Below are 17,656 nucleotides of genomic sequence, written 5' to 3'. Positions count from 1 at the left end.
CTGTAAAACCAAGGCTTAGCGACGATCCAACCACCAAAAAATGACGCCAGAGAATTGCCACAACTCTTCCTAACAGCCCCGCTCCCGCTGGTCTGCCACGGCATTACGCGGAATTGACAGCCACCAGCAAATCGACCAGTTCGTATTCAAGGTAGTCCGCCAGCGCCAGCCAGTCCTGTCGTTCCTGGCTATCCAGCATGCTTGTCAGCAATTCCACCCACCGGGCCGCGAGCTGGCGGTCTGCCCCGCCGACCCGCGACTGCACCCGCTCCGCTACCTCGACCATGACCAGCGCCGCCTCGACATCCCTTCCCAAGCGAAACAACGCTGAACATTGCCGGGCCTGATCAACGAGTGGCACTTCGGTCATCGACTGAACTCCGGATGAAATGTCGTACCGGTAATCATGGCCCCAGCCCGACTGCTGTTGTAGAAGGCTACTTGTGGCTGTGCAGCGATATAGCGCTCCAGCTCACACAGGTAGCTGCGGAAATTAAGCTGTGTCTTGACCCGCTGCCCATGCCCATCCAACACCCAATGGCGAGCTGCGCCCAATTGGGGGCCAAGATCTCCATCATTCCAGCCGGCATGGGTCTTGTTGTTGGGGAACGCGAAGTCAGCCCCGAACAGCGTGATCTGACTGGCGCCCATTTTCACCGCCAGGTCCACCGCCGGATGAATCACGCTGCCGCCTGCAAACAGCGCGGCGCGAGGCAACTGCTCACGCAAATCACGGAAAACCGGGCTTGCCGAGTAGGCGACATAACGTTTGCCTTGCCAGGCCTGTAGCACGACAGGGTCCACCAGCGGCATGTAGACCAGCGTGATGTTTACGCTGTCCTCGGGCGGCAGGTGACGCTGCGAGATACGCTGATCGATCGTGACGACCACATCCGGCTTGATGCCGTGCTCGATCAGCGGCCGGTAAGCGGTATCGACACAAACGAACAGTGGTCGCGGGGTCTGGCCGCGAATGGATCGCAAGGTCACAAAGTGCTGTTCCAGGCTCGGCCCGGTGGCGATGACGAACATCGGCTGGCCAGCGTGTGTTGCGAACAATTGTGCGACGTCGCTATCAATGCGGATCTGTTCGACACTTTCAAGCAAGCGCGCGGCGATTTCCGGATTGTCCGGATCAAACTCACGGTTGTTGAACGTCAGATGGGTTTCGCTGGTCAAGCGGTCACGGATCTTCGCATTGAAGTCATCGGCCAGCACCAGCTCTGAAGGCAGGGCAAAGAACGGCAAACAAATCTCAGCCAAATCACCGGCGTAGTGCAGCTCGACCCGAGAATCACTGAGCCACGGCTGCTGATCGAGCAATTGCAAGACCAGCGCAAACACGGCGCCGTTGAGGATATGTACATGCAGCTGAATCAGTTCCGAACGCTGCAGCAGTTCCAGTTGCAGATCACCCAGCCCCGTGCCGTAAACATGCAACACCGGACTGTCGACCGGCAGGCTTGCGGCCTGAAGTTGCGCTTCGTGGGTACGGTCATGGCGACTGGTCAACTGAATGCCGTTGATGCTCAGGGTCGAGCCGAGCCCTTCCACCAGATCGGCCTGCAACGGGCCCGGATCTTCAGACAGCAGACGCTCAGCCACGGCCGGCCAGCGACGCTGGATGAGTTCGGCGTTGGGTTGAAAAAAATCGCTCATGACGCCTCACTGTGATTCGGGCAAAAAAATAGCGCTCAAGGTTACACCTTGAGCGCTATTTTTGTGCCGCGGTTTATTGATCAGGGACGATAGATGATCGCCGAACCCCACGACAATCCAACACCAAAACCACTCAGCGCAACGCGCTTCCACTTCGAGTCCAGCACGTGTTTTTCCAGCAGCAGCGGAATGCTCGACGACACGGTATTACCGGTCTCGACCATGTCCTTGATGAACTTCTCAGGCTCACCCTCGAACCGCCGCGCCACGGCGTCGACAATGGCTGCACTGCCCTGGTGAATGCAGAAGGCATCGATATCGTCAGCCGTCAGCCCCGAGTCAGCGAGCAACTCATGCAAATGCGCCGGCACTTTGAGCAACGCAAAGTTGAACACCTGACGGCCATTCATGAAGAACACGCCATCGGTGACCTTCAGGTGCGGCGCGCCGGAACCGTCGGTGCCGAACTTGGCCTTGCCCAACTGCCATGGCGCGTCTTCGCCCATCCAGGTGGCAGTGGCGGCATCGCCGAACAGCATGGTGGTATTGCGGTCTTCCGGGTCGACGATCTTGGAGTACGGATCGGCGGTCACCAGCAAGCCATTCTTCAGGCCCGCGGCTTCCATGAAACCCTTGATAGCGTAGATGCCATAGACATAACCGGAGCAGCCCAGGGAAATATCGAACGCAGCCACTGTCGTCGGCAGGCCCAGTTTGTCCTGAACGATGGCGGCGGTGTGTGGCAGACCTTCTTCGTCACCGTTCTGGGTCACGACGATCAGCACGTCGATGGCTTCACGCTTCAATTCTGGATTGTTGGCGAACAGCGCGTTGACTGCTTCGACACACAGGTCCGAAGTTTCTTGCCCTGCATCTTTACGCGGCAGGAAGGCCGAACCGATCTTGCCCAGGATGAACTCTTCATCCTTTTCGAATTTTGCACCTTGTGCGTAATTGTCCACGCCGGCTACAGGAACGTAGCTCGCAATGCTCTTTATGCCAATCATTACGGCTTCCCAATAATAAACAGCCCAATACCACCGCTCGCAAGGATTCGAGGGGCGCCGACAAACAACAAATAACGTCGCCCTCAACGGGGTGACAGCGGGAAGAATAAAAGGCCATCACTGGGCTAAAAACAGTCCAGGCGCCATCTCCCCTTTTTATACAATACAGTGAAGATGCGCGTTATGACTCGCAGGTCACGCTATTTCGCCGAATCAGCCCCACAACAGCTTATTCGACCAGCGACCAGTCCAGCGGCGTTCCGCGCTTGATGGCCCGTCGGGCGCGGCGGCCCAGAAGGGTTTCAGCGTGTTTGGGGGCCAGCCCCAGGCCAGGCCGGATGGCCCGCAGATTGGCAACGGTGAAAGGCTCACCGGCGGCCATGTCCTGAGTGACGTACAGCGAACGACGGTATACCAGAGACTTGCGCTCGGCCTCGGTCACGCCGTAATGCACCTGGCCCATGGCCTGCCAGGCACGTTCGGTTTCAATCACCAGGCTGGCGAGTTCGGCCGGTTCCAGGGAGAAACTGGCGTCCACCCCACCGGCGGCACGGTCGAGGGTAAAGTGTTTCTCCACCACCGTCGCCCCCAGCGCTACGGCGGCGACGGACACTCCGACGCCCATCGAATGATCGGACAAACCGACTTCACAGCCAAATAACTCGCGCAGATGAGGGATGGTGCGCACATTACTGTTGGCTGGCGTCGCCGGGTAGGTGCTGGTGCACTTGAGCAACACCAGGTCCTTGCAACCGGCCTCACGGGCAGCGCGCACGGTTTCATCGAGCTCGGCGATGCTGGCCATGCCGGTGGAGATGATCAGCGGCTTGCCCGTGGCAGCGACCCGCCGGATCAACGGCAGATCGGTGTTCTCAAAACTGGCGATCTTGTAGGCCGGCACGTCCAGGCTTTCGAGAAAATCCACCGCGGTGTCATCAAACGGCGTGGAGAACGCCAGCATGCCCAACTCTTTGGCCCGGGCGAAAATCGGCGCGTGCCATTCCCACGGCGTATGGGCCTTCTCGTACAGCGCGTACAGCGACGAACCGGCCCACAGGCTGTTGGGGTCCTTGATGAAAAACTCACCTTCGGACAGGTCCAGCGTCATGGTCTGGGCGGTATAGGTTTGCAGCTTCAAGGCATGCGCGCCGGCCTTGGCCGCGGCTTCGACGATTTGCAGCGCCACGTCCAGCGACTGGTTATGGTTGCCGCTCATCTCGGCAATGATGAACGGCGGCGCATCGGCACCGATCGAGCGGTTGCCGATCTTGAAACGGGTCATGGGTGATCCTTTAAAACGCGTGTGAACGCACAAGCACTCTGAGTGAAACCTGCCTCGCGGAAAACTTTCAGCGACGCCTGGTTGGCGGGCAACACCTGAGCGGTGATGGCTTGCAATGACGGCCAGTAATCGGTGACAAAGGCTTCGCCCCGCGCCAGCAGCGCCCTGCCCCAACCCAGGCCAAATCGGCCTTCGAACAGATAAATCGAGACTTCGGCCCGAGTACCGTCAAGGTCATAGCGCAACACACCGACCGGGCCATCATCCGCCTCGGCAATCAACAGCAACCGCTGCGGGTTGCTCAGGCTCGCAGCCAGCCAGGTCAGATGCCGCTGCCAATCGATGACGTGGCTGTCCAGCGACCAGCGCCGCACCGCCTCGGCATTACGCCCCTCAAACAACAGTTGCGCATCGTCCTGCGTGGCCCGACGCACCTGCAGTACCGCCCCCGCCAGCGCTGCCGCCACCCGCAACGCGCCACGGCCATCGACCAACTGCCGCGAACGCTCGGCCAGGCTCTGGCGAAAAACCTGATTGCCCACGACAAAACCGATGGCCTGACGCAACTGCTCGACACTGACGTGCTCGCGGTTGCCCAGGAACACATGAGCCCCCGAGGTCGCCATCACCTCGCCGTTGGCCTGCTGATTATTCGATACCGCAATGCAGATCGTCGGCAGCCCCATGGCCGCCCGCTCCCAGCTGGTACCGCCGCCGGCACCGATGAACAGGTCGGCCTCGGTCATCAGCCGGTAAAAATCGCTGACAAAACTGTGCAGGCGCCAGTTCGGACGATACGCCGCCAGCGCCTGCATCTGCTCCCAGGCCGGGTTGTCGGCGCCCGCGACGAAATCGACCTCCAGCTCATGGAGGTCAGCCAGCGCCAACATCGCGTGATGGGTCTGCATGGCCGCATCGAAGCCGCCGAAATTCACCAGTACTCGCCTGGCTCGAGGTTTGATCTCGATCGCCGGGCAGCAGAACTCATCGCGCAACATCGCAAAACGTGGGCCGAGCAAGGCCTGGCAATCGGGCGTCAGCAGTGAGGCATAAGCCTCTGGCGTGCCCGACAGATTTTGATTGAGCAGCAGATCGACGCTGTATTGCCGAGTGGCCAAATCGTCCACCGCCGCGATTCGTGGAGCCCAACGGCGGGCTGCGGTCTGCCAATGGTGATCGAGACCATAGTGGTCGACGATGATCCAGTCGAAGGCTGGATGACTTTCCAATGCTTGCCCCAGCGCAGCGATGTCCGCTTGCCACGGCAGCATCGCCTCGATGGCCTGCTGCGGGTCTTCATCGGGATAGCGCTCCGGCAGCGCGAACGTCTCGAAATCCTCAGCCTGCAGACTGTCCAACCGATGCCCCGGCAACTGACGACACGCGAAGGCAACGTGCGTGCCCTGCTTGCGTAACACCCTGGCCAGGGTCAGGCAGCGGGCGATATGGCCACTGCCGATGGTCGGCGATGCATCAGCGCGGATCAGTACCCTCATTGCAGCTCACCCCCAGCCTTCAAGGCGGAATAGAGATATTCGGCACGCGTCCAGTCTTCAAGCGTGTCGATATCCTGCACTAGATGACGCGGCAGAATCACCGGCAGGCTTGCCGGCGAGAACAGCACATCGCCACGCAACCAGGCCTCGCTGCGCCCCCAGTAGAACTGGCCGGCATCTTGAAAAGCTTCGGGCAAGTCCTGGGAACGGGTCTCGCGAAATTCCGGGTAGAGCGAGGTCAAGGCGCCCTGCTCGTCGAGGGTCAAGGCCCGTTGCACCGGGAAGCCAAAACCGGCGACTGAAAACGCGAAGGATTTGTCCGGATGCTGCACCAGCAACTCATGCCCCTGACGCAGATAACGCGCCTGCAACAATGGCGCGGTCGCGTAGACGCAGCAGGCATAGTCGAACGGTGGCAATTGCTTCAAGGCATGCACGATCACCGCTGCGGTCCCGGTGAAATCGTCGGCAAGTGCCGCGGGCCGCATGAACGGCACCTGAGCCCCATGGGCCCGTGCGACCTCGGCGATCTCGTCATCGTCGGTGCTGACGATCACCTGGTCGAACAGATTCGACTCCAGCGCCGTGCGAATCGAACGGACGATCATCGGCACGCCGTCGAACGGCTTGAGGTTCTTGCGCGGGATTCGCTTGCTGCCCCCACGGGCCGGGATGATCGCAACACAACTCAAGAGTCACTACCCCTCAAGGATCAGTCGTCGCAATTGCTCGACCACATAATCCTGTTGTTCATCGCTCAGCAGAGGAAACAGCGGCAGGCTGATGGCCTCGGCGTAATAACGTTCGGCTTCGGGAAAGTCCCCCTCGGCGAAACCCAGGTCGCGATAGTACGGCTGCAAGTGCACGGGAATATAGTGCAGATTCACCCCGACACCGGCCGCTCGCAAGCCTTCGAACACCTGTCGATGACTGAGGTTGATCCGCTTCGGCTGCAAGCGCACCACGTACAGATGCCACGCCGACTCGGCCTCGGGCTGCGGGCTGGGCAAGGTCAGCGGCAAGTACGCCAGCAACCGGTCATAACGCGCCGCCAGCTCACGTCGACGCTCGATAAAGCCATCGAGCTTGTTCAGCTGCGACAGGCCGAGAGCCGCTTGCAAGTCGGTGATGCGGTAATTGAAGCCCAGTTCTACTTGCTGGTAGTACCAGGGGCCGTGGCTGGGTTCGGTCATCTGTTCGGGGTCACGGGTCATGCCGTGGCAGCGCAGGCGTTGCAAGCGCTCGGCCAGTTCCGGGCGATTGGTCAGCACCATGCCGCCTTCGGCGCTGGTGATGATTTTCACCGGATGGAAACTGAATACGGTCATCGCCGCGAACTCGCCGCAACCCACCGGGCGCCCGGCATAAGACGCGCCGACCGCGTGGGAGGCATCCTCGATCACCGTGAAACCGTAACGCTCGGCCAGTTCGGCAATCATGCGCATATCGCAGCTCTGCCCGGAGAACGCCACCGCTACCAACACTTTCGGCAGCTTGCCGTCGCGCTCGGCGATTTCAAGCTTCGCCGCCAAGGTGTAGACGTCGAGGTTCCAGGTCAGCGGATCGATGTCAACGAAATCGACATCCGCGCCGCAGTAGCGACCGCAGTTGGCCGAGGCCAGAAAGGTGTTCGGCGTGGTCCACAACCGATCGCCCGGCCCCAGGCCGGCAGCGAGACAGGCAATGTGCAACGCCGCCGTGGCGTTGCACACCGCCACCGCGAAATCAGCCTGGCAACGCTCGGCCATGGCCTGTTCGAAACGCTCGATGGTCGGCCCTTGCGTCAGCCAGTCGGACTGCAACACGGCGACCACCGCGTCGATGTCTGCCTGATCGAGGCTTTGCCGACCATAGGGAATCATGCCGACAGCTCCGCGTGCAGGTCAGCGATCTGGCCGACCGACAGGAAGTGCGGGTTGGTGTCGGAGCGGTACTCGAAATCTTCGCTCACCGGTCGGCCCTGCTCGCCCAGTTTGTCGACGGCAAAATCCACGTCGACGCTGGTGAAACGAATCGACGGCTGAATGGTGTAGTGATCATCGAACTCCAGGGTCATGCGCGCGTCATCCAGCGGCACCATCAGTTCATGGAGTTTTTCCCCCGGACGAATGCCAACGTGTTTGTGCGGCAAGTGTTCAGCCATGCCCAGCGCCAGATCGACAATGCGAATCGACGGGATCTTCGGCACAAACACTTCACCGCCGTGCATGCGGGCGAAGCTGTCGAGCACAAACTTCACGCCGTGGTCGAGGGTGATCCAGAACCGCGTCATGCGCTCGTCGGTGATCGGCAGCTCTTTGGCGCCCTCGGCAATCAGTTTGCTGAAGAACGGCACCACCGACCCCCGCGAGCCGGCGACGTTGCCGTAGCGCACCACGGCAAAGCGGGTCTGTTGTTCGCCGGCAATGTTGTTGGCGGCCACGAACAGTTTGTCCGACAGCAGCTTGGTCGCGCCGTACAGGTTGATCGGGCTGGCGGCCTTGTCGGTGGACAGCGCGACGACTTTTTTCACACCGTTGTCGATGGCCGCGGCAATGATGTTTTCCGCGCCGTTGACGTTGGTGCGGATGCATTCGGTGGGGTTGTATTCCGCCGCCGGTACTTGCTTCAGCGCCGCGGCGTGCACCACGTAATCGATACCGCGCATGGCCTGGCGCAAACGGTCAGCGTCACGCACATCACCGATGAAGTAACGCATGCATGGCGCATTGAACGTTTGCTGCATCTCGTACTGTTTGAGCTCATCGCGGGAAAACACCACCACGCGCTTGGGCTGGTATTGCTCCAGCAACCGGCGGATGAAATTGCGCCCGAACGAGCCGGTGCCGCCAGAGATGAAAATCGATTTACCGTTGAACATGCCTTGAGTCCTTTTACCTGTCAGCAGGCTTATGCGAGCAACTGCGCCCAGTTCACGCTAGTCGGTTCGCTGAGAGTAAAGCCCTTGCCGGTCAAGGCCAGGTTCTGGTTGTAGGCTGAATCCTGTTCGAAGCGCGATTGCCACTTGTCGCGCAGAGCGGCTGCCGCCTGCGGGTGATCCGGCAAAGTGCCGGGGTGGGCGATTTGCACTTGCGGCGTCCATACGGTCAGCAACCCGGCATCGGCGACTTTCAGGCACAAGTCGACATCGGCATACGCTTGCTCGAAATGCTCTTCGTCAAACCCGCCGAGTGCGTCGAACACCTCTTTGCGCACCATCAGGCAAGCGTCGGAGACCGCCGAATAATTCTGCTCGACCAGCAGTCGATGCATATAACCCGGCGCGTCTTTTTTCTCGCCGACAAACGCAGATGCCACGCCGTCTCCCAGCCCCAGAATCAAACCGGCGCCGGTCACACTGCCCTCGCGATCAACCAGCTTGGCCCCCACCACACCCACTTCCGGACGCTGCGCCTGGTTGAGCAAAGCTTCGATCCAATTGGCATTGACCACCTCGGCGTCCGCCGCGAGCAATATCAGGTACTCACCCTGCGCCTGCGCGGCGGCCTGGTTGAGCAATGCCGGCGAGCTCACGCGCTGCTCATTCTTGATCAGGCGAATCCGCCCGCGGCCGTTTTGCTCCAGACTGTCGAGCCACGCCAGCAGATCGGCTGACTGGCTGTGATTGTCGGCGATGATAATTTCGTTGTTCTGATAGCGCGTGCGCTGCAATACGCTCACCAGGCAGCGCTGCAATTGCTCCTGACTGCCTTCGCTGCGCACGATGATCGACACCTTAGGACGCGCGGCATGGCGGTAGTCGATCCGCAAGCCACCAAATGCCTCGGCACTGACCTGCGCTTGATAGCCACGGGTTGCCAGGTGGCGTACCAGAGCCTGTCGTTGGTGCTCGTTCGGCGCCAACTCCACCGCCGGGGTGATCAGCAATGGCTCGGCCAAATGCGCCAGCCCAGCCAGCCCGCCAGCTTCGATCAAGCGCAGCAGCAAGTCGAATTCCAGTGCATCGCTGAATTCGCGGGCATAACCACCGACATCCACCAGCACCTCGCGCCGGATCAACCAATGCCGGGCAGTCAATGCCGGCAGACTTTGCAGCAGGTCGAGGTTGAAAGCCGGACGGAACACTTCGGTCAACGTGCCGTTACTACGACGATGAATTTCATCCATTGCCACCGCACGGCAACCTTCGGCGTCCTGCAACTCAAGGCTGGCGCGCAGGAAGCCGGCAGCCGTGAACTCATCGCCAGCCTCGGCCAGCAGTAGCCAGTCCGAGGTTGAGCGCTGGGCAATCTGGTTCAGTTTATCGACGTAGTTGCTTGCGCTGACCTTTACAAAATGCACGGTATTTTGTTCGGTGGTGACGTCAGGCAAATCACCGGTGGTGAAGACCACCACCTTGAAGGCGCGGAAAGCGCTTTCCATCAGGCTGTCGAAGGTGACCTGCAACTTGTCCATGTCGGCTTCAAGATCCAGCAACAGAATGCCGAACTGAGGCCCGCCCTCGTTGGCCGCCAGGTGTTGATTGATTTTCCGAACCGCAGTGTCGTTCGGCTGGCGTGCCTGCAACCAGTTCAACAGCCGGCCGGAGGGCATGCTGTCCAGCAACTGACGGCTGTCGTAGGTCGGTACTTCGCCGAGGCGGGCAATCCAGTCGGTCAATATTTTCGCATCGGCGCTCTCGCCCATGTCCAGCAGCTGCTGCGCCAGTTTTTGCACGACCTGACGATTGAATGCGCCCAACTGCACGGCATGCAGCAAACGGGTCTGGATGGTCTCGGGCGTGTCATTGGAATAGGTGCGCTGCAACGTATGCTGCTGAAGTAACGCACCCTCCATTTCTTCCAGTTGCAAGCGCCCGGCCGGCATCGCATGGAGCAGGAATTCGCACTCGGTCAGCTGATCAAAAAACGCCTGGTTGTAGAACGGCATCTCGACATACTGCTGAGTCCCGAATGCGCGTTTCGGGCCGATGGTGGGATCTTTCCAGTAGGACTCGAAGATCGGCTCGATAGTCAGTGCATTGCGCGCGGCCAGGCTATCGGCCAGCGCCTGGAAACTTTGCAGGGCGAACTCTGCGGTCTGCGTCTGGTTCAGGCCACTGATGTCGGTCGGCAGGGTGGCGAGGAATCCGGCAAAGCGCTCACGCTCGGCGACGGAGCGGGCGTCCTTGAAACTCAGGACGTGAATGATCTCGGTATTGTGATCGGAACGGCCGTAGTTGACCTCCCGCACCACATAAGGCATTGGCAGGATCCGCGCCTTGGCCCGCGCGAGCATGTAATACACATGGCCGATTTCCTGCCACTCGAAAATCGTGCCCTGCGGCATGGCCGCGTACCAGTCCTGCAACAGCGAAGTGCGGTGCACCGCATAGAACGGCGGAATGTACTGGCCCATGTAGTCGAGCACACGATCCTGCGCGCGCTCGGCGTTGTAATCCTCTTTTACCTTCTTGTCGCGACGGTAGTACTGCACATAGTTGGAGTGCGCCAGGTACATCAGGCAGTAGCCGTGGCACATGCCGTAATCGGGGTTGGCCTCGAGGAAGTTCACCGACTCGGTCAATGCATCGTGCAGCAGGAAGTCATCGTCGGAAGCCAACACCATGTACGGCGTGGTGACCTGACTGACGCCATACGCAAGTTTTTGCTGAAACCCCGTATAGGTGAACTGCGGCAGATGGCGATAGTCGACCGACGGAAAGTCGGTTGCGATGCGCTCATCGCCCTGCACGGACGAATCCAGCACCAGCACCTTGGCGGAGTAACGGCTGTAGTACTGCAAGGCGCGTCGCAGGAACGCCCTGCGGTTGTGGGTGATGACCACCACCGTGAACAGCTCGTTCAGCGGTGTCACGTTGGTTTGAGTGCTGCTTTGAACCTGCATTTTCCTATCCCCACAACCGGCCGATCGCCAAGTACCTGAAGCTGCTTTTTTGATTAACGAACGCGACGCAGATAGCCGTCCGGCGCCACGGTGATCAGCAGTTTGTTTTGCATCTGTTGATCGATCTCGAAGTCCTTGTTTTCTTCCAGATACTTCCACACCGCGGTTTTCGGGTTGTCGCCCGGGCCCCATGGACGATCCGGGAAGAAGTCGGCCGGCATGTCTTCGACCACGGTGTCCATGACCACGCAGTAGCTGTCCACCGAAACCAGTGGTGCGTACAGACGCAGCTCTTCGAGCACATGGTCGTGGGTGTGGTTGGAATCCAGCACCAGAATGACTTTCTTGCCTTCGGCCGCGGCGCGCACTTGTGCGGCGATCGCAGGATCAATGCTCGAACCTTCGATCATCTTGATGCGTTTGCTCATCGGGTGGCTTTCGATGGCTTCACGGTTGTGCGGACGAATGTCGAGGTCGATGCCCAGCACTTCGCCGTGGCCTTGCAGCTCCAGCAAGGAGGCGTAGTAGATGATCGAACCGCCGTGGGCGATGCCGCACTCGATGACCAGGTCCGGTTTGACCTGCCAGATGATTTCCTGCATCGCCATCATGTCTTGCGGCAGCTGGATGATCGGACGGCCCATCCACGAGAAGTGGTAGCTGTACTTGTGCTTGGCCGATTCGTTGAAGAAATCCCGGGCCAGGCCGGTGAGTTTCTGGTCGTCACCCTGGCGGGCGATTTCGGCCTGGCACTCGGCTTCGAAAGCTTTATTGATGGTGTTGTCGGTCATTTTAGAATCTCAATAGTCACTGGAACGAAGCGCTGTCGACGGCGTGATAGACGTAGCGTCCACCGGTCATCCGCTTGATTTCTTCGAGGTAATTGGAGTTCATCACAAACAGGTTGGCGCCTTCGGGCAGAGCATCCATGGCCTCTTGCGGCGAGGACACCCGCGCGCCGCTCAGGGGCAGATATCGGCCCTGTTTGGCCGGGTTGATATCCACCACGCTATCCACCGCCACACCCGCGCGTTGCAGGAACAGCGAATAAATCACGCCTTTGGACGACGCCCCCCAGATCGCCGAACCCTGCTCGGGCGCGGCCTGAATGATCTGCACGGCGCGGTCGAGGCTGGCGGTGAAACCTTCGGGCAGCGTCAGGCGCGGCACCGGTTGTTCCGGCGTCAGGCGCAGCGTGGCCAGGTCGGCGACGATGTACAGGTATTGGCCACCGAACAGGTGACCGGCCTCGTGCACGGTGCCGAACATCCGGCGCAAATCATCGAGGCGGAAATAATTGACGTGTTCGTAAAACAGGTCGAACCAGGCACGGTGCTCGAGAATCCAGTCGAAACATGGGACTTCAATGTATATCTGTCCGCCCTGGTTGGCTTCGGCGATGACCGCCAGAAAACTCAGCGGATCCTGAATATGTTCCAGCACATGCCGCAGCACGATAGCGTCTGCCGACAGGCCAAGGCCGCGAGTGAACGGCGCCTTGATCACATCGCAGTTGTCGCCTTCGTAAGCCGGGTCGATGCCGGTGATGGCGTAGCCCAGGCCTTTGAGCAGCTCAAGAAAGTAGCCTTTGCCGCAGCCGACTTCGATCAGTTCCTGCCCCTTGAAGTGGCGGGCAATGATCCCTTCGACATCGCTCAGGTGCTTCTGGAACTGGCCGGAATGCGCCTGCTCGTTCTGATAGTCGGCGTCGTAGCTGAGCTTGTCGGCATCGAAGGCCTGATTGAAGATCAACCCACTCGTCTCGTCTTGCACCAACACCATGTCGGCGCAGGCCGAAGCTTTCGCCGATTGCGCATCGGCAAAGGTCCGGTTCTGCAACACCGGCAGGTCGGCGACCCGATACAACTCATGCCTCATGCTCTGCTCCCAGTAGCTGTTGCAAGCGGTCCGCCACGCCCCAGAACGCCATCGGCTCATGGGTCGGGTAGGGGTAATGGCCCAGGTTCAAACGGATCGATGCGCCACGTTCATGCAACCGTTGCTCGACCAGCGCTCTGACCGATATCGGCTGGCCGCTGGAACAATTGATCACGCCATCGAATTCGCGCTGTTGCAGGATCGCGGCGAGGTAACCGGCGGCCGTGTCGATCGCCAGGTAATCGCGCAACTGCTCGCCGGCCGACATGTTGAAGCTGTCATCCCCGGCCTCGATTGCCCGGTCCAGTGCCGCCAGCAAACTGTTGGGGTTCTGCCCTTGTCCATGCAGGTAAAACAGCCGCGCCCATTGCAGGGTGAACGGCTGTTGGCGCTGCAGGTTTTCGAGGAACAGACGCAAGGTGTTCTTGGCCAGCCCGTAAGGGTTACTCGGCTGCGGCGCGGTCTGCTCGCTGAGCGGGCCACTTTGCAGGCCGTATTCGAAACAGGTGCCGGTGACAAACACCTGCGACACGCCCGCCTCGACCGCGCCCTTGATGAAGCGGTAATCGGCCATCAGGTTGTGTTCGAAGTGAAACAGCGCCTGATAATTCGGCAACCCCGGCCAAGCGAGATGCGCCAAGGCATCGACGCCATCGGTCAGTGCCGCCATGTCCAGGTCGGCGGCATGAATGTCCGCGGCCACGAACTCCACGGCGTTGATCCACGGCAATTGCGCGGCGGTCTCGGCATTACGCGCCACGGCACGCACCTCACAGCCACGGGCGAGCAAGGCCGCGACCAGATGTCGGCCGACGAACCCGGTGGCACCGGTCACCAGCACCTTCACAGTAAGGTCAACTCAGGCACGGCGATCACGAAACGGCCGTCCCACTGACGCACCTGCGCCAGTTGCTGACTGACTTCGTGCAGCAAATTCCACGGCAGTACCAGCACGTAATCCGGTTTCTCCAGATCGATTTGCGCCGGCGAAACGATTGGAATGCGACTGCCCGGCAAGTACTTGCCCTGCTTGTGCGGATTGGCATCGGCCACCCAGGCCAACAGGTCCGGTTTGACCCCCGCATAGTTGAGCAACGTGTTGCCCTTGGCCGCCGCGCCATAACCGACCACGCGCTTGCCGTTGGCCTTGGCCTGCAACAGAAAGCGCAGCAGTTCGTGCTTGATACGTTCAGCCGCTGGCGCCAGGGTTGCGTAGTACTCGGGCGTCTTCACCCCGGCGTCCAGTTCGGCCTGCAACTGTTGCTGCACGGTCGGTTGTACGGCGCGGCGTTCACCGTCCTTGCGCTGCACGAACACCCGCAGCGATCCACCGTGAGTCGTCAGTTGGCTGACGTCGAACACCTCCAGGCCATTGCGCTCGCACAAGGTCTGCACGGCGGTCAGGGACAGGTAGGAATAGTGCTCGTGATACAGCGTGTCGAACTGCTTCCCCGCCATCAGCGTCAGCAGTTGCGGAAACTCGAACGTCGCCACACCGGTCGGCTTGAGCAAGGTGGCAAAACCACCGAGGAAATCATTGATGTCCGGGACGTGGGCCAGCACGTTGTTGGCGGCCATCAGGTCAGCGGCCCAGCCTTCATTTTTCAGCTGCGCAGCGGTGTCGCGACCGAAGAACAGTTCGCGAATTTCCAGGCCTTTCTCTCGCGCCGCTTGTGCGGTGCTGCGGGTTGGCTCAACGCCCAGGCAAGGGACGCCGCGCCCGGCGACGTACTGCAACAGGTAACCGTCGTTGGCGGCGATTTCCACCACGCGGCTGTCGGCGGTCAGGCCGAAGCGTTCGACCATCTCGGCTACATAGCGCTCGGCATGAGCCAGCCAGGTGCTGGAGAATGAACTGAAATACGCATACTCGGCATCGAACAGGCTGTCGGCGCTGGTGTAATCCTCGGTCTGCACCAGCCAGCATTGCTGACACACCGCAACCTTTAATGGCACCCATTGCTCGGCTTGTTCCAGGCGATCGGCGTGCACATAGGCGTTGGATGGCGGCGAGGTGCCGAGATCGATCAGCGGCAAGGCCAGAGGATTACCGCAACCACGGCAGTTCATAGACGCACTCCAGCGAAGTGTTGATCCAGCGCGGGATGGCTGGAATCCCGCGCCGACAGATTATTGACAGGCAACGGCCAGGCAATCGCCAGCCGTGGATCGTTCACCGATAACCCGCCCTCGTGCGCCGGCGCATAATTGGCGCTGTGCAGGTAAAGCAATTCGGCGTCGTCGGTCAGGGTCTGGAAACCATGGGCGAACCCGGCCGGGATCAGCAGGCTGCGACCGTCGCCAGCGCGCAAGTGTTCGGCGTGCCAGCGCAGGAAGGTTTCGGAGTCGGGGCGCAAGTCCACCGCCACATCCCAGACCTCGCCGCGCAGGCAGGTAATTAACTTGGCTTCCGGCGCATTGGAGTTTTGATAATGCAGGCCACGCACACTGCCCCGCTCACGGGTGCAGGAGTGATTGATCTGGCGGATATGAAACGGCTGGCCAAACGCGCTCAGGCTGCCTTCGCAGAACAATCGGGCGAAGTGCCCGCGATCATCTTCGAAGCGTTTGTGCTGCACGCTGAACAGGCCGGCCAGCGGCAAGGCTTTCACCAGGAATTCGCTCACAACGCGCCTCGGTACAGGTTCAACTGACGCAAGGTGATTTCACGCATGTCATCGCCGTTTTGCCACGCCAGGTGCCAATCGAGGGTCTGGGTCAGGCACTGCTGCAACGACCAGCGCGGTTGCCAGGCCAACAGTTGCCGGGCGCGGCTGCTGTCCAGGCGCAGCAGCCCGGCTTCATGCAAATCACTCGGTTCGATGCGCAATCCGCGTGCTTGCGGCCAGCGGCTGGCGAGCAACTCAACCACTTCGCCGACACTGCACATGTCCGCCTCGCTCGGGCCGAAGTTCCACGCACCGGCAAACTCGGGACCTTGCTCATAGAGGCCAGCGGCCAGTTGCAGATAACCGGCCAGCGGTTCCAGCGCGTGCTGCCAGGGGCGCACGGCCTGCGGATAGCGCAGGGTCACCGGTTGGTCGGCCGACCAGGCCTTGAGCACATCGGGAATCAAGCGTTCAGGTGCGAAGTCCCCGCCGCCCAGCACGTTACCGGCGCGTGCGGTCGCCAACGCCAGGCCGTGTTCGGCATACTTGTCAGCCGGGAAAAACGACGCGGCATAAGACTGCGCCAACAATTCACAGCAAGCCTTACTGCTGCTGTAAGGGTCGTGACCGCCGAGGGCTTCGTCCTCGCGGTACGGCCACAGCCATTCCTGGTTGGCGTAGACCTTGTCGGTGGTCACCAGCACGCAGGCGCGCACCCCACCGACCTGACGAATCGCTTCGAGCAGGTTGAGGGTGCCCATGACGTTGCTGGAATAGGTGCCGAGCGGATCGCGATAGCCTTCGCGCACCAGCGGCTGGGCCGCCAGGTGCAGGACGATTTCCGGCTGCACTTCGGCGATCAGCTCCAGCAAGGCGCCGAGATCACGCAGGTCGCCGCGCTGATCGTTGATGCCCTCATGCACCCGGGCCAGTTCGAACAGGCTCGGTTCGGTGGACGGATCGAGCGAAAACCCGCTGACCTCGGCACCGAGGCTTTGCAGCCACAACGTCAACCAGCTGCCCTTGAAACCGGTGTGGCCGGTCAGCAGGACGCGCTTGCCACGCCAGAATTGCGGACTCAGTCCCATTGCTTCCATGGGGCCTCCCCGCTTTGCCACAACGCTTCGAGGTGGTTCTTGTCGCGCAAGGTGTCCATTGGATGCCAGAAGCCTTCGTGCTCGAAGGCCTTCAACTGTTCATCCTGGGCCAGACGGGCCAACGGCTCGGCTTCCCAGGTGGTTTCATCACCTTCGATGTACGACAGTACTTTCGGCGACAGCACAAAGAACCCGCCATTGATCCAGCCACCGTCGCCACGGGGCTTCTCGGTGAAACCGAGCACCTGATCGCCATGACGCTCCAGGGCGCCGTAACGACCCGGCGGTTGTACGGCGGTGACGGTCGCCAGACGACCGTGGGCGCTGTGGTAGTCCACCAGTTGACGGATATTGATATCGGAGACGCCGTCGCCGTAGGTAAAGCAGAAGGCCTCTTCATCCTTGAGGTAACGGCCGGCGCGCAGCAAGCGGCCACCGGTCATGGTTTCCTCGCCGGTGTCGATGAGGGTGACGCTCCACGGCTCGCTGTAGTTCTGGTGCACGTCCATGCGGTTGTTGCGCATGTCGAAGGTGACGTCGGAGGTGTGCAAGAAGTAGTTGGCGAAGAAATCCTTGATCGCATAGCCCTTGTAGCCAAGGCAAATCACGAAGTCATGAATCCCGTGGGCGGAGTACTGTTTCATGATGTGCCAAAGAATTGGCTTGCCGCCGATCTCGATCATCGGCTTGGGCTTGAGGTGCGACTCTTCGCTGATGCGCGTGCCCAGGCCACCCGCCAGAATTACTGCCTTCATCGTCTCCCCTCTTGTTCTTCACAGAGCTCGGCCAAGCTATTTCAGGC

16 protein-coding genes are annotated in these 17,656 nt (G+C 60.6%); all 16 read right to left on the bottom strand.

The annotated features are described in order from the left end of the window. Positions 1–103: 103 nt before the first annotated feature. The 16 genes from MMG91_RS17945 to rfbF all read right to left on the bottom strand — a co-directional run bounded on the left by MMG91_RS17945 (position 104) and on the right by rfbF (position 17,609). Entirely contained in the window at positions 104–370 is a 267-nt protein-coding gene (locus tag MMG91_RS17945; protein WP_305505338.1) for a hypothetical protein, read from the bottom strand. Continuing rightward, positions 367–1,659: a 6-hydroxymethylpterin diphosphokinase MptE-like protein gene (locus tag MMG91_RS17940; protein WP_310660295.1), complete on the bottom strand. Its 1,293-nt coding sequence runs from the start codon at positions 1,657–1,659 to the stop codon at positions 367–369. The genes MMG91_RS17945 and MMG91_RS17940 overlap by 4 nt, the downstream gene beginning before the upstream one ends. A gap of 80 nt (positions 1,660–1,739) precedes the next feature. Continuing rightward, complete coding sequence (locus tag MMG91_RS17935) at positions 1,740–2,666, bottom strand: ketoacyl-ACP synthase III (RefSeq protein WP_305448745.1); 927 nt, start codon at positions 2,664–2,666, stop codon at positions 1,740–1,742. A 229-nt stretch (positions 2,667–2,895) separates the two neighbouring features. Next, a complete protein-coding gene (gene pseI, locus MMG91_RS17930) occupies positions 2,896–3,948 on the bottom strand; it encodes a pseudaminic acid synthase (RefSeq protein ID WP_310660294.1) in 1,053 nt (350 codons plus the stop codon). Next, positions 3,945–5,444: a UDP-2,4-diacetamido-2,4,6-trideoxy-beta-L-altropyranose hydrolase gene (gene pseG / locus MMG91_RS17925; protein WP_310660293.1), complete on the bottom strand. Its 1,500-nt coding sequence runs from the start codon at positions 5,442–5,444 to the stop codon at positions 3,945–3,947. The genes pseI and pseG overlap by 4 nt, the downstream gene beginning before the upstream one ends. After that, complete coding sequence (pseF, locus tag MMG91_RS17920) at positions 5,441–6,136, bottom strand: pseudaminic acid cytidylyltransferase (protein WP_310660292.1); 696 nt, start codon at positions 6,134–6,136, stop codon at positions 5,441–5,443. The genes pseG and pseF overlap by 4 nt, the downstream gene beginning before the upstream one ends. A gap of 6 nt (positions 6,137–6,142) precedes the next feature. Next, positions 6,143–7,306, bottom strand: a complete 1,164-nt coding sequence (gene pseC / locus MMG91_RS17915) for a UDP-4-amino-4,6-dideoxy-N-acetyl-beta-L-altrosamine transaminase (protein ID WP_310660291.1) — start codon at positions 7,304–7,306, stop codon at positions 6,143–6,145. Continuing rightward, positions 7,303–8,304: a UDP-N-acetylglucosamine 4,6-dehydratase (inverting) gene (pseB, locus tag MMG91_RS17910; RefSeq protein WP_305505324.1), complete on the bottom strand. Its 1,002-nt coding sequence runs from the start codon at positions 8,302–8,304 to the stop codon at positions 7,303–7,305. Before pseB ends, pseC begins: the two co-directional genes overlap by 4 nt. Positions 8,305–8,333: 29 nt before the next feature. Next, positions 8,334–11,270 (bottom strand): TIGR00180 family glycosyltransferase, encoded by a 2,937-nt coding sequence (locus MMG91_RS17905; protein WP_310660290.1) that lies wholly within the window; start codon positions 11,268–11,270, stop codon positions 8,334–8,336. A gap of 53 nt (positions 11,271–11,323) precedes the next feature. After that, complete coding sequence (locus MMG91_RS17900) at positions 11,324–12,061, bottom strand: cephalosporin hydroxylase family protein (RefSeq protein WP_310660289.1); 738 nt, start codon at positions 12,059–12,061, stop codon at positions 11,324–11,326. Positions 12,062–12,077: 16 nt separating this feature from the next. Then, positions 12,078–13,148 carry a class I SAM-dependent methyltransferase gene (locus tag MMG91_RS17895; protein ID WP_310660288.1) on the bottom strand — a complete coding sequence of 357 codons (1,071 nt, stop codon included), beginning with the start codon at positions 13,146–13,148 and terminating at the stop codon, positions 12,078–12,080. Next, entirely contained in the window at positions 13,138–13,995 is an 858-nt protein-coding gene (locus MMG91_RS17890; RefSeq protein ID WP_310660287.1) for an NAD(P)-dependent oxidoreductase, read from the bottom strand. Before MMG91_RS17890 ends, MMG91_RS17895 begins: the two co-directional genes overlap by 11 nt. Beyond that, on the bottom strand, positions 13,992–15,218 hold the full coding sequence (locus MMG91_RS17885) for a class I SAM-dependent methyltransferase (protein ID WP_310660286.1): 1,227 nt from the start codon (positions 15,216–15,218) through the stop codon (positions 13,992–13,994). The genes MMG91_RS17890 and MMG91_RS17885 overlap by 4 nt, the downstream gene beginning before the upstream one ends. Further along, entirely contained in the window at positions 15,215–15,775 is a 561-nt protein-coding gene (locus tag MMG91_RS17880; protein ID WP_310660285.1) for a dTDP-4-dehydrorhamnose 3,5-epimerase, read from the bottom strand. The genes MMG91_RS17885 and MMG91_RS17880 overlap by 4 nt, the downstream gene beginning before the upstream one ends. Further along, positions 15,772–16,854: a CDP-glucose 4,6-dehydratase gene (gene rfbG, locus MMG91_RS17875; RefSeq protein ID WP_310660284.1), complete on the bottom strand. Its 1,083-nt coding sequence runs from the start codon at positions 16,852–16,854 to the stop codon at positions 15,772–15,774. The genes MMG91_RS17880 and rfbG overlap by 4 nt, the downstream gene beginning before the upstream one ends. Next, complete coding sequence (gene rfbF / locus MMG91_RS17870; protein ID WP_310660283.1) at positions 16,836–17,609, bottom strand: glucose-1-phosphate cytidylyltransferase; 774 nt, start codon at positions 17,607–17,609, stop codon at positions 16,836–16,838. The genes rfbG and rfbF overlap by 19 nt, the downstream gene beginning before the upstream one ends. Positions 17,610–17,656 lie beyond the last annotated feature (47 nt).

The sequence above is a fragment of the Pseudomonas sp. JL3 genome (assembly GCF_031570575.1).
GTDB classification, from domain to species: domain Bacteria; phylum Pseudomonadota; class Gammaproteobacteria; order Pseudomonadales; family Pseudomonadaceae; genus Aquipseudomonas; species Aquipseudomonas cucumis.
Note: the sequence above shows the minus strand (reverse complement) of the source record. Positions and strands in the feature narration are given on the sequence as shown.